Genomic DNA, 13,710 nt, shown 5'->3' on the forward strand with positions numbered 1-13,710 from the left:
CCACGTGGGCGCAGGTCCATCCTAAAGGGGTGGTCCCACGTTTTGACGTGTACTGAGCCTCTAGGGTAATCCCCTCCTCATGAAAGCAAAAGGGTGGTGTGGTAGACTTAAGGGCGTGGCCGCGATGCTATCCCCCCCGGGGGCGCTCTCCAAGGACAAAAAGAGGGCCATCCTCGAGGCCACCTTGGAGATCCTCCGGGAGATGGGGCTTTCCGGGCTGAAAATGGAGGAGGTGGCCCGGCGGGCAGAGGTGGGTAAGGGCACCATCTACCTCTACTTCCGCGACAAGAAGGACCTCCTGAAAAGCCTGGTGGAGGAACGCACCTGGGCCTTTTACCGGGAGGTGGAGGAGGTGGTGCGCCAAAAGGCGCCCTTTTTTGTGCGCCTCGAGGACCTGCTGAAGAAGCGCCTGGCCTGGATCGCCGAGTGGCGGGGGCTGTGGGCGGCGGTAGCCCGGGAGGCCATGGAGGACCCCACCCCCTGGCTCAAGGGGCTCCACCAGCACTACCTGGACCTCTTGGAGGAGCTGGTGCGAAGCGGACAGGAGGAGGGGGCCGTGCGCCCCGAGCTCTCCCCCAGGGCCACCGCCCACGTGATCGCGGCCTTGGGATGTACTCCCCAGCTGGAGGTGGAGGCTTATTTGGAACACCTCATGGAGGTGTTCCGGAAAGGAGTCGCGCCGTGAAAGAGTTCCGTCCCGGCGACAAGGTGGTCTTGCCCCCTTACGGGGTCGGCGTGGTGGCGGGCATAGCCCAAAGGAGCGTGAGCGGCATCAGCCGGGCCTATTACCAGGTGGACTTTCCCGGTTCCCGCTCCAAGGCCTACGTACCCGTGGAGGCTCCCCAAAGTGTGGGCATGCGCAAGGCCCTTGCCCCGGAGGAGGTGCCGGTCATCCTGGACCTCCTAAAGAACGGGCGCATGCCCCTGCCCAAGCAGTGGGCCGCCCGGCACCGCAAGACCAGCGAGATCCTAGCGGACGGGAACCCCTACCGCATCGCCCAGATGGCGGGGCAGCTCCGGGCCTGGGAGCTGGAACGGGGCCTGCCGGACCTGGACCGCCAGGCCCTCAGGCGGGCCATCTATCTCCTGGCGGAAGAAGTGTCCCAGACCCTGGAGATCACCGTGCAGGAAGCCAAGCGCCTCTTTGAGGAGGCCTGGGGCGAAGAGCTGAACTGAAACCCCTTGGGCCGACCAGGGCCTCGAGCTCCCGGGGCCCTGTTCCCACTCATCCCGGCTTCCTCAAGCCGCCAAAACCTGGCCTAAAGCAACAGGCTCCAGGTTTTCTTCTCCATCTCCAGGATGCGGGCCAAGTAGTGCTCCACCACCCCGGGATCCAGCCCCTCCACCTGGCCCTGGGCCATGACCTCCAGGTCGAAGAGCACCGCCTGGAACTCGGGGGCGGACCAGTGCTCGGCAAGTTCCCGCCAGGGCCCATCCCCCTCCACGTGGGCGTTCCAGGCCTCCAGGAAAAGCCGGTTCAGAAAGTAAAAGAACACCAGGCGGTAGGGGTAGGAAAAACCCTCCATCTCCTGGAGCAGGGCGATGTACTCCTGCCGCACCGGGTGCACCGGCTCCTTGGGGTCCGCCCCCTGGGAAAGAAGCCAGTCCAGCTCCTCCACCGTGGCCATGAGGGCCTGGACCAAGGGGGCCCGGTGGGGATGGGGGGCCTCCCTTAAAAGCCCCACCTGAAAGCGGTACAGGGCTTCCACGAAGGGAAAATCCTGCTTAAGCCAGAAGCCAAACCGCTCCTCGTCCCAGCGGAGGGGCAAGGACTTGATCTCCTCCAAGGCGTCCGGGCAACACCCAAATAGATCCTTAAAACGCCCCATACCCTCCCCCAAGAACCCCTTGCCGGACATAGCCGGCATGCCTCAGGGCCTCCACCGCCCTCTTGGCCTGGGCCTCGTCCTCCGCCAGGCCGAAGAAGGCGCTCCCCGAGCCCGACATCAAAACCCCCCTCAAGCCCAGGGCCTTAAGCCGGGCCTTCACCTCCCTTAGCTCCGGATGCAGGCGGAAGGCAGGGCCCTCGAGGCTGTTCCAATAGGGTGGCTCCTCCCCCCTCTCCAAGGCCTTAAGGATCTCCTCCACGGGAAGCTCGGGTCCGAAGTCGTGGGGCTTCACCTCCCCATACACCCTGGGGGTGGGGAGGCGCAGGCCCAAGGAAAAGACCACCACCGGCAAAGGGGAAAGGAAAAGGGGCCTAAGCCGCTCCCCCACCCCCCGGGCCTCCGCCACCCCCCCTTGGAGGAAGAAGGGGACATCGGCTCCCAGGGAAAGGGCCAGGGGGAAAAGGTCCACCTCCGCCGGGTAGAGCTCCTTCAGGCCCAAAAGCACCTGGGCGGCATCCGAACTCCCCCCGCCAAGGCCCGCCCCCTCGGGAAGGGCCTTCTCCAGGACGATGCGCACCCCCCCGGGCCAGCCCGCCGCCTCCAGGTAGGCCGCCGCCGCCCGGTAGGCCAGGTTCCTCCGCCCGTACCGCCCGCGGAACTCGATTCCCTCGGGGATGGGCTCCAGGAAAAGCCGGTCCCCGAAGGAAAGGCCCGCGAAGAGGGTGTGGAGCTCATGGTAGCCGTCCGGCCTCCTCCCCAGGAGGGAGAGGCCCAGGTTCACCTTGGCCACCGCTAGGCGTTCCATACCCTTGCCAAGGCCTCCGCCAAGGGAAGGTCCTCCGGATAGGTGATCTTGAAGGCAGCCCGCTCCCCCTCCACCAGGGCCACGGGATAGCCCAGGGCCCTCACCAACTGGGCATCGTCGGTGGCGGAAAGGCCCCGCTTCCTGGCATAGGCGTGGGCCTCCCGCAGGAGGGCGGTGAAGAAACCCTGGGGGGTCTGGACCAGGCGCAGGGCCTCCCGGGGCACCACCTCCCCGTACCCCTCCCCTTCCGGCCGGATGAGGGTGTCGGGAAGGGGCAAAACCGGCACCGCCGCCCCCGTGGTGCGGGTGGCCTCGAGGACCCGCGCCACAAGCCCTGGGCTCACGAAGGGCCGGGCCACGTCGTGGACCAGGACTAAAGGGAGGCTTGCCGCTTCCAGGAGGCGGGAAACCGACTCCTGCCGGGTTCTTCCCCCCTCCAAAAAGGTGGCCCGAAGCCCCTTGGGAGCCTCAACCCCGGGGGGCAGGGCCACCAGGACCTCCGCCGCCTGCGGAAAGGCATCCAGGGCCCACTCCAAGAGGGTCTTCCCCCCCACCCGCACGAAGGCCTTGGGCCCCAGGCCCAGCCGTTCCCCGTTCCCGGCGGCGGGGATCAGCACGGAAACCATGGAGTGTTCGCCCGTCGGCGAAGCAGCCACGATTCCCATGGTAGCATGGGCGCCATGAGCCTTTGGGAAGCCCTTCTCTTAGGGGTGGTGGAGGGCCTCACGGAGTTTTTGCCCGTTTCCTCCACCGGCCACCTGACCCTCCTCTTCCACCTCCTGGGCCTGCCCATCGCCGAAGATCCCTTCCTAAAAACCTTCCTCATCGCCATCCAGCTGGGGGCGATCCTGGCCATCCTAATCCTCTACGGAAGGCGCTTCGCCGTGGACCGGGCCCTCTGGCTGAGAATCGGCATCGCCTTCCTGCCCACCGCGGCCATGGGCTTCCTCCTCTACCCCCTCATCAAGGGGAAAATCCTGGGGGATGACGGCATCGTGGTCTTCTTCCTGTTCTCCGTGGGCCTGGTCCTCCTCCTGGCCGACCGGCTGGCGGAACGGGCCCGCCACGGGGACGTGCTGGAGCTTCCCCTAGCCCGGGTGGCCTGGATTGGGGTCTTCCAGGGCCTGGCGGCCCTCTTCCCCGGCACCAGCCGAAGCGGGGCCACCATCCTGGGGGGCCTCCTTCTGGGGCTAAGGCGCAAGGCCGCGGCGGAGTTCAGCTTCCTTCTGGCCCTTCCCACCATGCTGGCCGCGGTGGGGTATGACCTCCTCAAAAGCGCACCCCAGATACCGAAAGGGGGCTGGGACCTCCTCTTTCTCGGCTTCCTCTCGGCCCTTGTCACCGCCCTCCTCACCGTGCGCTGGATGCTTTCCTTTGTGGAGCGCCACGGCTTCAGGCCCTTCGCCTATTACCGCATGGCCCTGGCCCTGGTCTACGCCTACTTCTTCCTACGCTAGGGCCAGAACCCGGTCCAAGGCCCTCAGGAACTCCCCGTAGGGCTCCCGCCGGGCCCCCTCCCCCATGAGGCCCAGCCGCAAGACCTGCCCCCGGGTGGGCCCGATCCCCCCGGCCACCGCCACCCCCTGGGCGTAGAGGGCCTTGACCAGGCGGTCCGCCTCCACCCCCTCGGGGGGGCGCACCACCAGCACCGTGGGCAGGGGGCTGGCCTTGGGGTAAAGGCTAAATCCCCTGGCCTTTAGCTCCTCCAGCAACCAGGCGTAGACCTCCTTTGCCCGGCGTTCCCGGGCCTCCGTCCCCTCCTCCAGGACCAGGTCCAAGGCCTCCAAGAGGGCGTAGTGCAGGAGGACAGGGGTGGTGTGGTGGTAGCCGCCCCGCTCCCAGTGCTCCGCCACCCGGGCAAGGTCCAGGTACCAGCCCCGCCTGCCGGTGAAGGCCCGGCGGGCCTCGAGGCTCACGGCAATGGGGGCCAGGCCCGGGGGAGCGGAGAGGCACTTTTGGCTACCGGTGAAGGCGTAGTCCACCCCCATCCCCCGCATGGAAAAGGGGAGCATCCCCAGGGTGGTGACGGCATCCAGGAAGAAAAGGGCCCCGGCCTCCTTGGCCAGGGCCCCCACCTCCCGGGCCGGGTTCAGCACCCCGGTGGAGGTCTCCCCGTGCACCAGGGCCACCATGCGGTAGCGCCGGGCCCTTAGGGCCTTGGCCACCGCCTCCGGGTCCACGGGCTCGCCCGGAGGAAACTCCAAAACCGTGGGCTCCAGGCCGTGGACCTGGGCCATCTCCGCCACCCTCTGGGAGAAGGCCCCGTTCACCAGCACCAGGACTGGGCCCCGGTCCAGGTTGGCAAGGCCAGCCTCCATGCCTAGGCTTCCCGAGCCCGCCAAAGCCGCCAGCAAGGCCCCTTCCCCGGGGTCGAAAAGCCGGGCAAGCCTCTCCTGGATGGCCCGGTTTATCGCCAGCACCTCGGGGTCCAGGTGGCCCCGCATGGGACGGAGAAGAACCCTTTGCACGCGCTCGGGGATGGGGGTAGGTCCAGGGGTCAGAAGCAGCATCTCGCCTCCTCTACTCCCGCCGGAAGCGGGCATAAGAAAAGCCCCCGCGGCCAGACCGGGGGGGCCCTTCCCGAAGGAAGGGGCCCCCTACCGGATAGCTCGCAGGAGCCTCATTGAAGCCCACTTTAGCCCAAGGCCCCTTTCCTTGTAAAGTGCTACCTGGATGAAGGACTACTACGCCATCCTGGGGGTGGGCCGGGAGGCCACCCAGGAGGAGATCAAAAAGGCCTACCGGAGGCTCGCCCTCCAATACCACCCCGACCGCAACCCCGGGGACAAGGAGGCGGAGGAGCGCTTCAAGGAGATCAACGAGGCCTACGCCGTCCTCTCCGACCCCGAGAAACGGGCCCAGTACGACCGGGGGCTATTAGGGGCGCCGGAACTCCGCACCGAGGACCTCTTTGACCTCTTCGCCCAGGTCTTCGGCTTCCGCACCGGGCGCACCGCCCCCAGGGGGGAGGACCTCGAGGCCCAGGTGGAGGTGGAGCTGGAAGACCTCCTCAAGGGGAAGGAGGCGGAGGTGGCCTACGCCCGCCTTGTCCCCTGCGAGGCCTGCGGGGGCCAGGGGGGTAGGCGGGTGGTCTGCCCCACCTGCGGGGGCAGGGGGGCAGTGGAGAGCTACCGCCAGGGCCTCTTCGGGGCCTTCGTCACCCGCTCCACCTGCCCCCACTGCAAGGGGCAGGGCCACCTCCTGGCGGAAACCTGCCCCGTGTGCCGGGGCCGGGGCCGGGTGGCGCGGGAGGAAAGGGTTCGGGTACGAATCCCTCCGGGCATGGACGAGAACCACCTTTTGCGGGTGCCGGGCTACGGGAACCTAGGACCCGGCGGCCCCGGGGACCTCTACGTGCGCCTGAAGATACGCCCCCACCCCCACCTGGAGCGGGAAGGCGCCGACCTCGTCTACCGCCTGAAAATCGGCCTAGCCCAGGCGGCCTTAGGCGCCCGGGTGGAGGTCCCCGGGGTTTCGGGCCCCATTCCCCTGGAGATCCCTCCGGGCACGGGGCACGGGGAGGTCTTTGAGCTTCCCGGGGAAGGCCTCCCCCACCCGGGGGAGGCCAGGCGGGGAGCCCTTCGGGTGGTGGTGGAGCTTTCCGTGCCCAAACACCTAAGCCCCAAGGCCAAGGAGCTCCTCAGGGCCTACGCCAAGGAGGTGGGAGAGGAGGTGGCCCCCGAGGGCTTCTTTGAAAGGCTAAGGGGGCTCTTCCGCAAGTAGGCCCTTCGTGGTATAGTGAGGCATTCCGGGTGGCTATAGGGTGGCCCCTTGGGTCTAAAGCAACCCCTAAGGCCCCGGATACGAGCCCTGGGGGCTCGGAAGAGAAGGAGCGGTATGCAGAAGGGTCGGGTCAAGTGGTTCAATGCGGAGAAGGGCTACGGCTTCATCGAGCGCGAGGGCGACACGGATGTGTTCGTCCACTTCAGCGCCATCAACGCCAAGGGGTTCCGCACCCTGAACGAGGGGGACATCGTCACCTTTGACGTGGAGCCGGGCAAGAACGGCAAGGGCCCCCAGGCGGTGAACGTCACCGTGGTGGAGCCGGCCCGCAGGTAAAGGGAAACCCGGACCGCCGTGGGTCCTACCCACGGCGGTTACCTTTTGGGGAAACTTATCACCCCTTTCTCAGACCCTAGCCGGTAGCATGGGAGGGATGCGGACCCTTAACCTCAGCTTACGTCCGGTGCTTCCAGAGGACGCCCCCCTCCTGCACGGGCTCTTCCTGCGAAGCCCCGGGTACTTCGCCCTAATCGGCATGGAACCCCCGGCCCTCGAGGACGTGGCCCGGGACCTGGCCACCCTGGAGAAGGACCAGCGCCGCCGGGCCTTCCTCCTCTTCCTGGAGAAGGAGGCGGTGGGGTACCTGGACTACAAGCTCCACTACCCCGAGCCCGAGGACGCCACCCTAAGCCTCCTCCTCATCCGGGAAGACCGCCAAGGGCAGGGCCTGGGGCGAAGGGCCCTAGAGCACCTCCTAAACCACCTGACGGGGGCCGAGCGGCTCTATGCGGTGGTCTATGGCAACAATGCCCGGGCCAAGGCCTTCTTCCAGGCCCAGGGCTTCCGTCACGTGAAGGACGGAGGCCCCACCCTAAGCTGGTACGTGCGGGAACTATGAACCAACACCCCACCCAGGCCTTCGCCCAGGTGGGGGGCACCGGTACCCTAGGCCTGCTCGGGGCCTACGCCCTAACCTAGACCAGCCAGCTTGCGGTTCTTCTCAATGTAGGACTTCCACTGCTCGGGAACATCCTCCTCGGGGAAGATGGCGTTCACCGGGCAGGCGGGTACGCAGGCCCCGCAGTCGATGCACTCCTCGGGGTGGATGTAGAACTGGTCCCCCCCATCGTAGATGCACTCCACAGGGCAGACCTCCACGCAGGACTGGTCCTTTACGCCGATGCAGGGTTCACAGATCACGTGCGGCATCCTTCACCTCCCGAGCTACCGCTCCCCCCTATTTTAGGGCAGAAGGCCCTTTGTCAACCGCCTAGGCCCCCAGGTGCCGGAAGAAGGCCTCCCGGGAGATGGCCCCCACCACCTCCTCCCCCTTGACCACCAGGACCAAGGGTTGCCGCAGGAAGAGGGGGGAAAGCTCGCTCACCGCCATCTCCGTCTCCACGCTGGGCACCTCCTCCAAGGGCAGGATATGGTCGGAAAGGCCCAGTAGCCCCACCGGCCGCCCCTCTTGCACCAGCAAGGCCAGGCCCCGGCCCTCGTAGGCCTCGAGGGCCTCCACCCGGGGCAGGGGCCTCGCCAGGCGGCGGGCCGGGGTGGGCCAAAGGAGCCCGGCGGTGAGGAGGGTGGTGCAGGGCACCCGCACCGCCTTCTTGGCCACGTAGAGGGCGAAGGTGAAGAAGAGGAGGAACCCGAGCCCCTCCAAAAGCCCGGCAAGGTTAAAGCTCTCCCACCCCAGCCTGCCCCCACCCCCGAGGAGGGAGTGCAGAAGGTAGGAGAAGAGAAGGCCCAGCACCAAGGCGGCCAGATAGGCGAAAAGCCCGGCCAGGCGGAGTTCCTTCACCGTGCGCATGGGCTTAGCTTACCAGTTCCTCCTCCCGGTCCACGTCCACCCCCACCTCGGGGTAAGGGGTGATGAGGGCCCTGGCCTCCACCCCCAGGATCCTCCTTGCCCTCTCCTCCAGCTCGAGGAGGGAAAGCCGGCCCAGGAGAAGCTTGAAGAGGATATCCAACCCGATAAGCCGGGCCAGGGCCCAGGGCCTTTTCCTTAGGGCCACTACCCTCTTGGCCAGGGGCAGGGCCTGGTGGAAAAGCCCCTTGTCCAGTAGCAGCAGGTTCCCCCCGGTAAAGACCCCTTCCCGAAGCCGGGCGTAGGTGCGCCGGGTGTGGGGGAAACGAGCCTCCACCGCCTCCTTGGGCACAATGGGGTAGACGAGGGCAGCCTCCGGGGCCTTTTCCAGCACATAGCGCACCGCCACCGGGGTAAGGTGGGGGATGTCGGCGGTGGCCACCAGGACCCGCCCTTCCACGTGCGCCAAGGCCGCCTCCAGGTTCCCAAGGAGGCTTCCCCCATCGGGCAGGGTCAGGCGGGGGGAGGGGCTTAGCCCCGGGTTCTCCCCCACGTAGACCACGGAAAGACCTGCCTCCTCTAAGGCGGAGAGCACCCACTCCGCCATGGGCCTTCCCCGGTAGGGCACCAGGGCCTTGCTCCGCACCCCGTACTTGCTGGCCCAAGCCTCCTCCCCGCCCCCTAAGACGATGGCCTCCACGCCCTTATGCTAAACCCCACCCCGGCGACGCCGGGTGGGGTAGGGTGGCCTTAGAGGGGCCTCAGGGTAAACCTGAGCACCTGGTTTCCGGTGACGCGCACCGTCTCCACCAGGGTGCGGTACCCGGGGGCCACCAGGGTGAGCTCGTGCTCGCCGAAGGGCGCCTCCAGGCGCAGGTAGCCTCCCTTGGCCACCCCCACCTCCTCCCCATCCAGGAAGACCCGGGCCTCCACGTTCAGGTAAAGCTCCAACACCGCCCGCACCGGCACGAGCTCCACGTAAAGCCTCACGGACTCCCCGGGGCGCACCTCCACCTGGGCCCGGTACTCCCCGTAGCCGGGGGCCAGGACCCGCACCTCATGGAGACCGGCCTCGAGGGTCATCCGCAAGGGAGCCTGGCCCATCAGGCGGCCATCGATGTAGACCTCGGCTCCCTCGGGCCTGGCTTCCAAATAGAGCTCCCCCGTGCGGATGGGCCTCAAGGTGGCGGAAAGGCGGGTCTCCCGGCCCCGTTCCACCCGCACCGTGGCCCGGTAGGCCTCGTAACCCGGAGCCCTAAGCTCCACCTGGTAGGCTCCCTCGTCCAGGACCAGGCGCAAGGGGGTGCGGCCCCGCAGGGCACCGTTCACGTAGGCCTCGGCCCCCGTGGGGCTGGACTCCAGGAAAAGGGTGCCGGTGCGGGGAACAGGGTTAAGGCGCACGTCCAGCCGGGTGGTCTCTCCCCTTCGCACCTGGACCGTGGCCCGGTAGGGCTCGTAGCCGGGGAGCCTGAGCTCCACCGCATACCGCCCCTCGGGCAGGGTTAGGGAAAGGGGCGTGCGGCCCCTCAGGGCTCCATCCACGTACACCTCCGCCCCGGAGGGGCTGGAGGTCACGGCCAGGGTCCCCTGCCTGGCCTCCGGCACCAGCTGGGCAAAGACCTGGACCCTTTCCCCGGGCCTGGGGTTCACCGTGACCCGGTAGGTCTGGTAACCGGCAAGCCTGAGCTCCACCTCGTGCCGGCCTGGGTTCACCTGGAGGCTAACGGGGGTACGCCCGGAAAGCCGCCCATTCAGGTAGACCTCGGCGCCGGCGGGCCTCGAGTCCACCACCAGGGTGGCCGTGGCCGGGGTGGGAGGGGGGGCCGTGACCCGGCCCACATAGTAGCGGGCCACGTCGGTGACCCAGTCCTTGCTGGGGATGGGCTCAACCACGATGGAAAGCGCCCGGGCTAAGCCCTCCGCCCCCTGGACCCGCACCTGGTTGCGCTCCACGTCCAGGATCTCCCCCAGGGAAAGGGGGCGTTTGCTGGCCACCGCCAGGATGCGGTCCTCTCCTTCCGGGCCGGTCACCGTGTAGCGGTAGCGGGCCCCTTCCGGGGGAAAGCGCCGGGTCTCCCCGGCCCGGAGGAAGTTGTCCCGCTCAAAGGCGTTGGGCAGGATGGGGTCGATCTTGCCGTCGGCGTTGATGTTGAAGAGGTAGACGTAGGCACCCTGGTTCACGTTCACGTAGATGAAGATGGGCTCACCGATCCGGTAGACGCTGTTTCCCCGCTTGCCCGGATCCTTATCCACCCAGACCTTTACCTGCAGGTCGGTGGGCACCGGGTTCACGATAATGCCCTGGGGGCTTATCTGCTGGGCTAAAGCCGCCCCCAAACCCAGGATGGCCAAAAGCAGTTTCCGCATAACCCTCACCTCCGCCCTCAGGCTAAGGCTTCCCTGTGAAAATCCTGAGGGAAAAGGGCCAAGGCCCCTTAAGGCTCGGCGTAGGCCCCCAGGGCGCGGAAGCGGCGGTACCGGTCCTGGTAAAGTTCCTCCGGGGAAAGCCCTTTAAGCTCCTCGAGGACCTTCAGGAGGGCTTCCTTGATGTTCTGGATGGCCCTAAGGGGGTCCTTATGGGCCCCACCCTCGGGCTCGGGGACGATGGCGTCCACCACCTTTTGGGCCAGGAGGTCCCTTGCGGTGAGCTTCAGGGCCTCGGCGGCCTTGGGAGCTTCCTTGGCATCCCGCCAGAGGATGGCGGCGCAGGACTCGGGGCTGATCACCGAGTACCAGGCGTTTTCCATGATGAGGACCCGGTTGGCCACCCCGATGGCCAAGGCCCCCCCGCTGCCCCCCTCCCCCAAGATGAGGGCGATGGCGGGCACCCTCAGGCGGCTCATGCGCTGGATGCTCTGGGCGATGACCCAGGCCTGGCCCCGCTCCTCCGCGGAAACCCCCGGGTAGGCCCCCGGGGTGTCGATGAAGGAGAGGAAGGGGTAGCCGAACCGGTCCGCCAGGTCCATGAGGCGCATGGCCTTGCGGTACCCCTCGGGGTGGGGCATGCCGAAGTTGCGGTGGAGGTTCTCCTTGGTGTCCCGCCCCTTCTGGTGGCCCACCACCACCACCTTCTGGCCCTCCAAATAGGCGAGCCCCCCCACGATGGCGGGATCGTCGGCGAAGGCCCGGTCCCCATGGAGCTCCAAAAAGTCCTGGAAGGCCTTTTCCAGGACGTCCAAGGTGGTGGGGCGGCCCGGGGCCCGGGCCAGCTGCACCCTTTGCCAGGCGGTGAGGCTCCCGTAGACCTCCTCCTTGAGCCTGGCCAAACGTTCCTCCAGGAGGCGGATCTCCGCCTCGAGGTCCACCCCCGTGGTGCGGGCCGTCTCCCTTAGCTCGGCGATGCGTTTTTCCAACTCCAGGATGGGCTTTTCAAACTCCAAGGGCATAGGGAACTCCAGGGTGCAGGTGGCGAAGGGCCTGGACCAGCTCGGCCTTGAGCCTCCTGCGGTCCGTGACCCGGTCCACCATCCCGTGCTTCAGCAAAAACTCCGAGCGCTGAAAGCCCTCGGGAAGCTCCTGGCGGATGGTCTGGCGGATGACCCTGGGCCCGGCGAAGCCGATCAGGGCCCCGGGCTCGGCGAAGATCACGTCGGCCAGGGCGGCGAAGCTGGCGGTGACCCCCCCGGTGGTGGGGTCGGTGAGGATGGAAACGTAGGGAAGGCGCCGCTCCCAAAGGCGGTCCAGGCTCATCACCGTCTTGGCCATCTGCATGAGGGAAAGGGCCGCCTCCTGCATCCTGGCCCCCCCCGAGGCGGCCACGATCACCAGGGCCCGGCCCTCCGCCGCCGCCCGTTCCGCCCCCCGGGCGATCTCCTCCCCCACCACGCTCCCCATGGACCCCCCGGCAAAGGCGTAGTCCATGACCATCAGGACCGCGGGCACCCCGCCGATGGTGCAGGTGCCCCCCAGGATGGCGTCTTGGCGGCCGGTCTCCTCCTGGTAGGCCCTGAGCCTTTCCCCGTAGGGCTTGGTGTCCACAAAGCCCAAGGGGTCCAGGGGCCTAAGCCCGGTGATCTCCTGGAAGGTGCCGGGATCCGCCAGCATCTCCACCCGCTCGGAAGCGGGCACCCGGTGGTGGTGGCCGCACCTGGGGCAGACATAGAGGTTTTCCCGGAACTCCTTCTTGTAGAGCTGGGCCCCGCAGGCCTCGCACTTGGTCCAAAGCTCGGGGACATCCCGGTTCCCCCCGCTGGGCCTTTTTCTTCGGAAAAGCCGCTCTAGGGCCACGCTTATGCCTCCTTGGGAGCCTCGAGGGCCTTGGTCTCCCCCGCCAGGCTTTGGCCGATGAAGACCGCCCCCGCCTCCACGTCCAGGGCTTGGGCCCGCACGGTGCCGGTGAAGCGGGCCGTCTTGGAAAGGCTCACCTTCTGGGCCACCAGGTCCGCCTTCACCTCCCCGTGGATCTGGACGCTCCCCGCCTCTATCCTCTCCCCTTCCACCCGGCCTGTGCGGCCCACCTCCAGCTCCCCTTCCACGTAGACCGAACCCCTGACCAGACCGTCGATGCGCACCTGGCCCTTGGCCTTCAGGTCCCCTAGGACCTCGGTGTCGGGCCCCAGGTAGGTGAGGGCCCCCGCCTGCCTCCTCCCCAGCATCCGCCCCATTTTAACGGGAGGCCCAAAGGGGGTCTAGGTAGGGCCTGGGATCCCGGGGGGTACCGTGGCGGTAGACACTGTAGTGGAGGTGGGGGCCGGTGGAGCGGCCCGTGGAACCCACGTACCCCAGGACCTGCCCCTTCTCCACCCTCTGGCCGGGGCGCACCGCCAGGCGGGAAAGGTGGCCATAGAGGGTCTGGTACCCCTCGGCATGGTCCAGGAGGACGGCGAGGCCGTAGGCCCCCATCCAGCCGGCTTGGGCCACCACCCCGCTTCCCGTGGCGTAGACGGGGGCGCCGTAAGGGGCGGCGAGGTCCAGACCGTCGTGGAACTCGTACCCCGGGCCGAAGGGGTTTTTGCGCATGCCGAAAAAGGAGGTGATCCCCTCGTACCCCCTTAAGGGCAGGCCCCGGGGGAGGCTTCGCTCCACCTCCAGGGTCCTCTCCAAGGCCGGCACCACCTCCCTAAGCTGGTTCTTAAGGTCCAGGACCTCGGCCCGCACCTCCGCCCAGCCCGCCAGGGCATCCTCGGAGGGGGAAACCGCCACGGCCCCACCCCCCTGGCCCCCTTCCCCGTAGCGCACCGGGAGGAGGTTCAAGGGGGAAAGCCCCGCCCGGCGGCGGAGCTCCTCTATGGCCTTTTTGATCTCCTCAAGCTCCCTTTGGGTGCGCCGGGCCTCCTCCGAGAGGGCCCCGTTCTTGGCCCGCTCCGCCTCCAGGGCCAAGGAAAGCCGCCTGGCCTCCTGGGAAAGGGCCTGGAGGCGAACCTCCAGGGTTCGGGCCTCCCGGCTCCTGTGCCAGAGGTAGAGGTTGGCCCCGGTCCAAAGGGTGAGGAGGGCCAGGAAAAGGGCCACGGCCCACCCCGGCAGGGACAGGGCCCGGCTTTCCCCGCCGCTTCGGGCGAGGAACAGGGTATAGCGCACGGGCCTCCTTGACCGCCGCTTCATCCCCA

At 67.7% G+C, this 13,710-nt stretch carries 18 protein-coding genes; 6 read left to right on the top strand and 12 right to left on the bottom strand.

The features are described 5' to 3' along the window. Nucleotides 1-115 precede the first annotated feature (115 nt). Nucleotides 116-685 carry a TetR/AcrR family transcriptional regulator gene (locus L0C59_RS03935; protein WP_243089918.1) on the top strand — a complete coding sequence of 190 codons (570 nt, stop codon included), beginning with the start codon at nt 116-118 and terminating at the stop codon, nt 683-685. Continuing rightward, the gene (locus L0C59_RS03940; protein ID WP_015716260.1) at nt 682-1,176 is read left to right on the top strand and encodes a CarD family transcriptional regulator; all 495 of its coding nucleotides are present in this window, start codon (nt 682-684) and stop codon (nt 1,174-1,176) included. Before L0C59_RS03935 ends, L0C59_RS03940 begins: the two co-directional genes overlap by 4 nt. 83 nt (nt 1,177-1,259) lie before the next feature. Here L0C59_RS03940 and L0C59_RS03945 read toward each other — a convergent pair whose 3' ends face one another. The 3 genes from L0C59_RS03945 to ispD are packed head-to-tail and all read right to left on the bottom strand — an operon-like array spanning nt 1,260 to nt 3,260. Next, the gene (locus L0C59_RS03945) at nt 1,260-1,829 is read right to left on the bottom strand and encodes a TenA family protein (protein ID WP_243089919.1); all 570 of its coding nucleotides are present in this window, start codon (nt 1,827-1,829) and stop codon (nt 1,260-1,262) included. After that, nucleotides 1,816-2,634, bottom strand: a complete 819-nt coding sequence (gene ispE, locus L0C59_RS03950; RefSeq protein ID WP_243089920.1) for a 4-(cytidine 5'-diphospho)-2-C-methyl-D-erythritol kinase — start codon at nt 2,632-2,634, stop codon at nt 1,816-1,818. Before ispE ends, L0C59_RS03945 begins: the two co-directional genes overlap by 14 nt. After that, nucleotides 2,622-3,260, bottom strand: coding sequence for a 2-C-methyl-D-erythritol 4-phosphate cytidylyltransferase (gene ispD / locus L0C59_RS03955; protein ID WP_243090036.1), 639 nt, complete (start codon nt 3,258-3,260; stop codon nt 2,622-2,624). Before ispD ends, ispE begins: the two co-directional genes overlap by 13 nt. A 54-nt stretch (nt 3,261-3,314) precedes the next feature. Between ispD and L0C59_RS03960 the strand changes: the two genes are divergently transcribed. Next, complete coding sequence (locus L0C59_RS03960) at nt 3,315-4,091, top strand: undecaprenyl-diphosphate phosphatase (RefSeq protein ID WP_479729392.1); 777 nt, start codon at nt 3,315-3,317, stop codon at nt 4,089-4,091. Here the strand turns inward: L0C59_RS03960 and L0C59_RS03965 are convergent. After that, the gene (locus L0C59_RS03965) at nt 4,083-5,144 is read right to left on the bottom strand and encodes an alanine--glyoxylate aminotransferase family protein (protein ID WP_243089922.1); all 1,062 of its coding nucleotides are present in this window, start codon (nt 5,142-5,144) and stop codon (nt 4,083-4,085) included. The two genes, L0C59_RS03960 and L0C59_RS03965, sit on opposite strands and share 9 nt — an antisense overlap. A gap of 163 nt (nt 5,145-5,307) precedes the next feature. Between L0C59_RS03965 and L0C59_RS03970 the strand changes: the two genes are divergently transcribed. From L0C59_RS03970 to L0C59_RS03980, 3 genes are all read left to right on the top strand, one after another. Next, nucleotides 5,308-6,357, top strand: a complete 1,050-nt coding sequence (locus tag L0C59_RS03970; RefSeq protein ID WP_243089923.1) for a DnaJ C-terminal domain-containing protein — start codon at nt 5,308-5,310, stop codon at nt 6,355-6,357. Between the two features lie 114 nt (nt 6,358-6,471). Continuing rightward, a complete protein-coding gene (locus tag L0C59_RS03975) occupies nt 6,472-6,693 on the top strand; it encodes a cold-shock protein (RefSeq protein ID WP_014516375.1) in 222 nt (73 codons plus the stop codon). A gap of 88 nt (nt 6,694-6,781) precedes the next feature. After that, entirely contained in the window at nt 6,782-7,255 is a 474-nt protein-coding gene (locus L0C59_RS03980) for a GNAT family N-acetyltransferase (protein WP_243089924.1), read from the top strand. A 71-nt stretch (nt 7,256-7,326) separates the two neighbouring features. On the opposite strand, the gene L0C59_RS03985 is transcribed toward L0C59_RS03980, so the two are convergent. The 8 genes from L0C59_RS03985 to L0C59_RS04020 all read right to left on the bottom strand — a co-directional run bounded on the left by L0C59_RS03985 (nt 7,327) and on the right by L0C59_RS04020 (nt 13,705). Beyond that, complete coding sequence (locus L0C59_RS03985) at nt 7,327-7,566, bottom strand: ferredoxin (RefSeq protein WP_015716251.1); 240 nt, start codon at nt 7,564-7,566, stop codon at nt 7,327-7,329. A gap of 61 nt (nt 7,567-7,627) precedes the next feature. Continuing rightward, entirely contained in the window at nt 7,628-8,167 is a 540-nt protein-coding gene (locus L0C59_RS03990; protein WP_243089925.1) for a CBS domain-containing protein, read from the bottom strand. Between the two features lie 4 nt (nt 8,168-8,171). Further along, the gene (locus L0C59_RS03995; protein ID WP_243089926.1) at nt 8,172-8,864 is read right to left on the bottom strand and encodes an NTP transferase domain-containing protein; all 693 of its coding nucleotides are present in this window, start codon (nt 8,862-8,864) and stop codon (nt 8,172-8,174) included. A gap of 50 nt (nt 8,865-8,914) precedes the next feature. After that, nucleotides 8,915-10,531 carry a PEGA domain-containing protein gene (locus L0C59_RS04000; protein ID WP_243089927.1) on the bottom strand — a complete coding sequence of 539 codons (1,617 nt, stop codon included), beginning with the start codon at nt 10,529-10,531 and terminating at the stop codon, nt 8,915-8,917. A gap of 68 nt (nt 10,532-10,599) precedes the next feature. Further along, nucleotides 10,600-11,550 carry an acetyl-CoA carboxylase carboxyltransferase subunit alpha gene (locus tag L0C59_RS04005; RefSeq protein ID WP_243089928.1) on the bottom strand — a complete coding sequence of 317 codons (951 nt, stop codon included), beginning with the start codon at nt 11,548-11,550 and terminating at the stop codon, nt 10,600-10,602. Then, nucleotides 11,534-12,391 (bottom strand): acetyl-CoA carboxylase, carboxyltransferase subunit beta, encoded by an 858-nt coding sequence (gene accD / locus L0C59_RS04010; RefSeq protein WP_243089929.1) that lies wholly within the window; start codon nt 12,389-12,391, stop codon nt 11,534-11,536. The genes L0C59_RS04005 and accD overlap by 17 nt, the downstream gene beginning before the upstream one ends. Nucleotides 12,392-12,393: 2 nt before the next feature. Further along, a complete protein-coding gene (locus L0C59_RS04015) occupies nt 12,394-12,759 on the bottom strand; it encodes a bactofilin family protein (protein ID WP_243089930.1) in 366 nt (121 codons plus the stop codon). Nucleotides 12,760-12,769: 10 nt separating this feature from the next. Then, on the bottom strand, nt 12,770-13,705 hold the full coding sequence (locus L0C59_RS04020; RefSeq protein ID WP_243089931.1) for a M23 family metallopeptidase: 936 nt from the start codon (nt 13,703-13,705) through the stop codon (nt 12,770-12,772). Nucleotides 13,706-13,710: the final 5 nt, after the last annotated feature.

Origin of the sequence: Thermus neutrinimicus (assembly GCF_022760955.1) — a bacterium.
GTDB classification, from domain to species: domain Bacteria; phylum Deinococcota; class Deinococci; order Deinococcales; family Thermaceae; genus Thermus; species Thermus neutrinimicus.

Excerpts from the sequence above, each read along its gene's own strand:
- L0C59_RS04005 (WP_243089928.1), bottom strand. The coding sequence starts at position 11,550 with ATGCCCTTGGAGTTTGAAAAGCCCATCCTGGAGTTGGAAAAACGCATC.
- L0C59_RS03975 (WP_014516375.1), top strand. The coding sequence starts at position 6,472 with ATGCAGAAGGGTCGGGTCAAGTGGTTCAATGCGGAGAAGGGCTACGGC.
- ispD (WP_243090036.1), bottom strand. The coding sequence starts at position 3,260 with ATGGTTTCCGTGCTGATCCCCGCCGCCGGGAACGGGGAACGGCTGGGC.
- L0C59_RS04000 (WP_243089927.1), bottom strand. The coding sequence starts at position 10,531 with ATGCGGAAACTGCTTTTGGCCATCCTGGGTTTGGGGGCGGCTTTAGCC.
- L0C59_RS03945 (WP_243089919.1), bottom strand. The coding sequence starts at position 1,829 with ATGGGGCGTTTTAAGGATCTATTTGGGTGTTGCCCGGACGCCTTGGAG.
- L0C59_RS03960 (WP_479729392.1), top strand. The coding sequence starts at position 3,315 with ATGAGCCTTTGGGAAGCCCTTCTCTTAGGGGTGGTGGAGGGCCTCACG.
- L0C59_RS04015 (WP_243089930.1), bottom strand. The coding sequence starts at position 12,759 with ATGCTGGGGAGGAGGCAGGCGGGGGCCCTCACCTACCTGGGGCCCGAC.
- ispE (WP_243089920.1), bottom strand. The coding sequence starts at position 2,634 with ATGGAACGCCTAGCGGTGGCCAAGGTGAACCTGGGCCTCTCCCTCCTG.
- L0C59_RS03965 (WP_243089922.1), bottom strand. The coding sequence starts at position 5,144 with ATGCTGCTTCTGACCCCTGGACCTACCCCCATCCCCGAGCGCGTGCAA.
- L0C59_RS03970 (WP_243089923.1), top strand. The coding sequence starts at position 5,308 with ATGAAGGACTACTACGCCATCCTGGGGGTGGGCCGGGAGGCCACCCAG.
- L0C59_RS03980 (WP_243089924.1), top strand. The coding sequence starts at position 6,782 with ATGGGAGGGATGCGGACCCTTAACCTCAGCTTACGTCCGGTGCTTCCA.
- L0C59_RS04020 (WP_243089931.1), bottom strand. The coding sequence starts at position 13,705 with ATGAAGCGGCGGTCAAGGAGGCCCGTGCGCTATACCCTGTTCCTCGCC.
- L0C59_RS03985 (WP_015716251.1), bottom strand. The coding sequence starts at position 7,566 with ATGCCGCACGTGATCTGTGAACCCTGCATCGGCGTAAAGGACCAGTCC.
- L0C59_RS03990 (WP_243089925.1), bottom strand. The coding sequence starts at position 8,167 with ATGCGCACGGTGAAGGAACTCCGCCTGGCCGGGCTTTTCGCCTATCTG.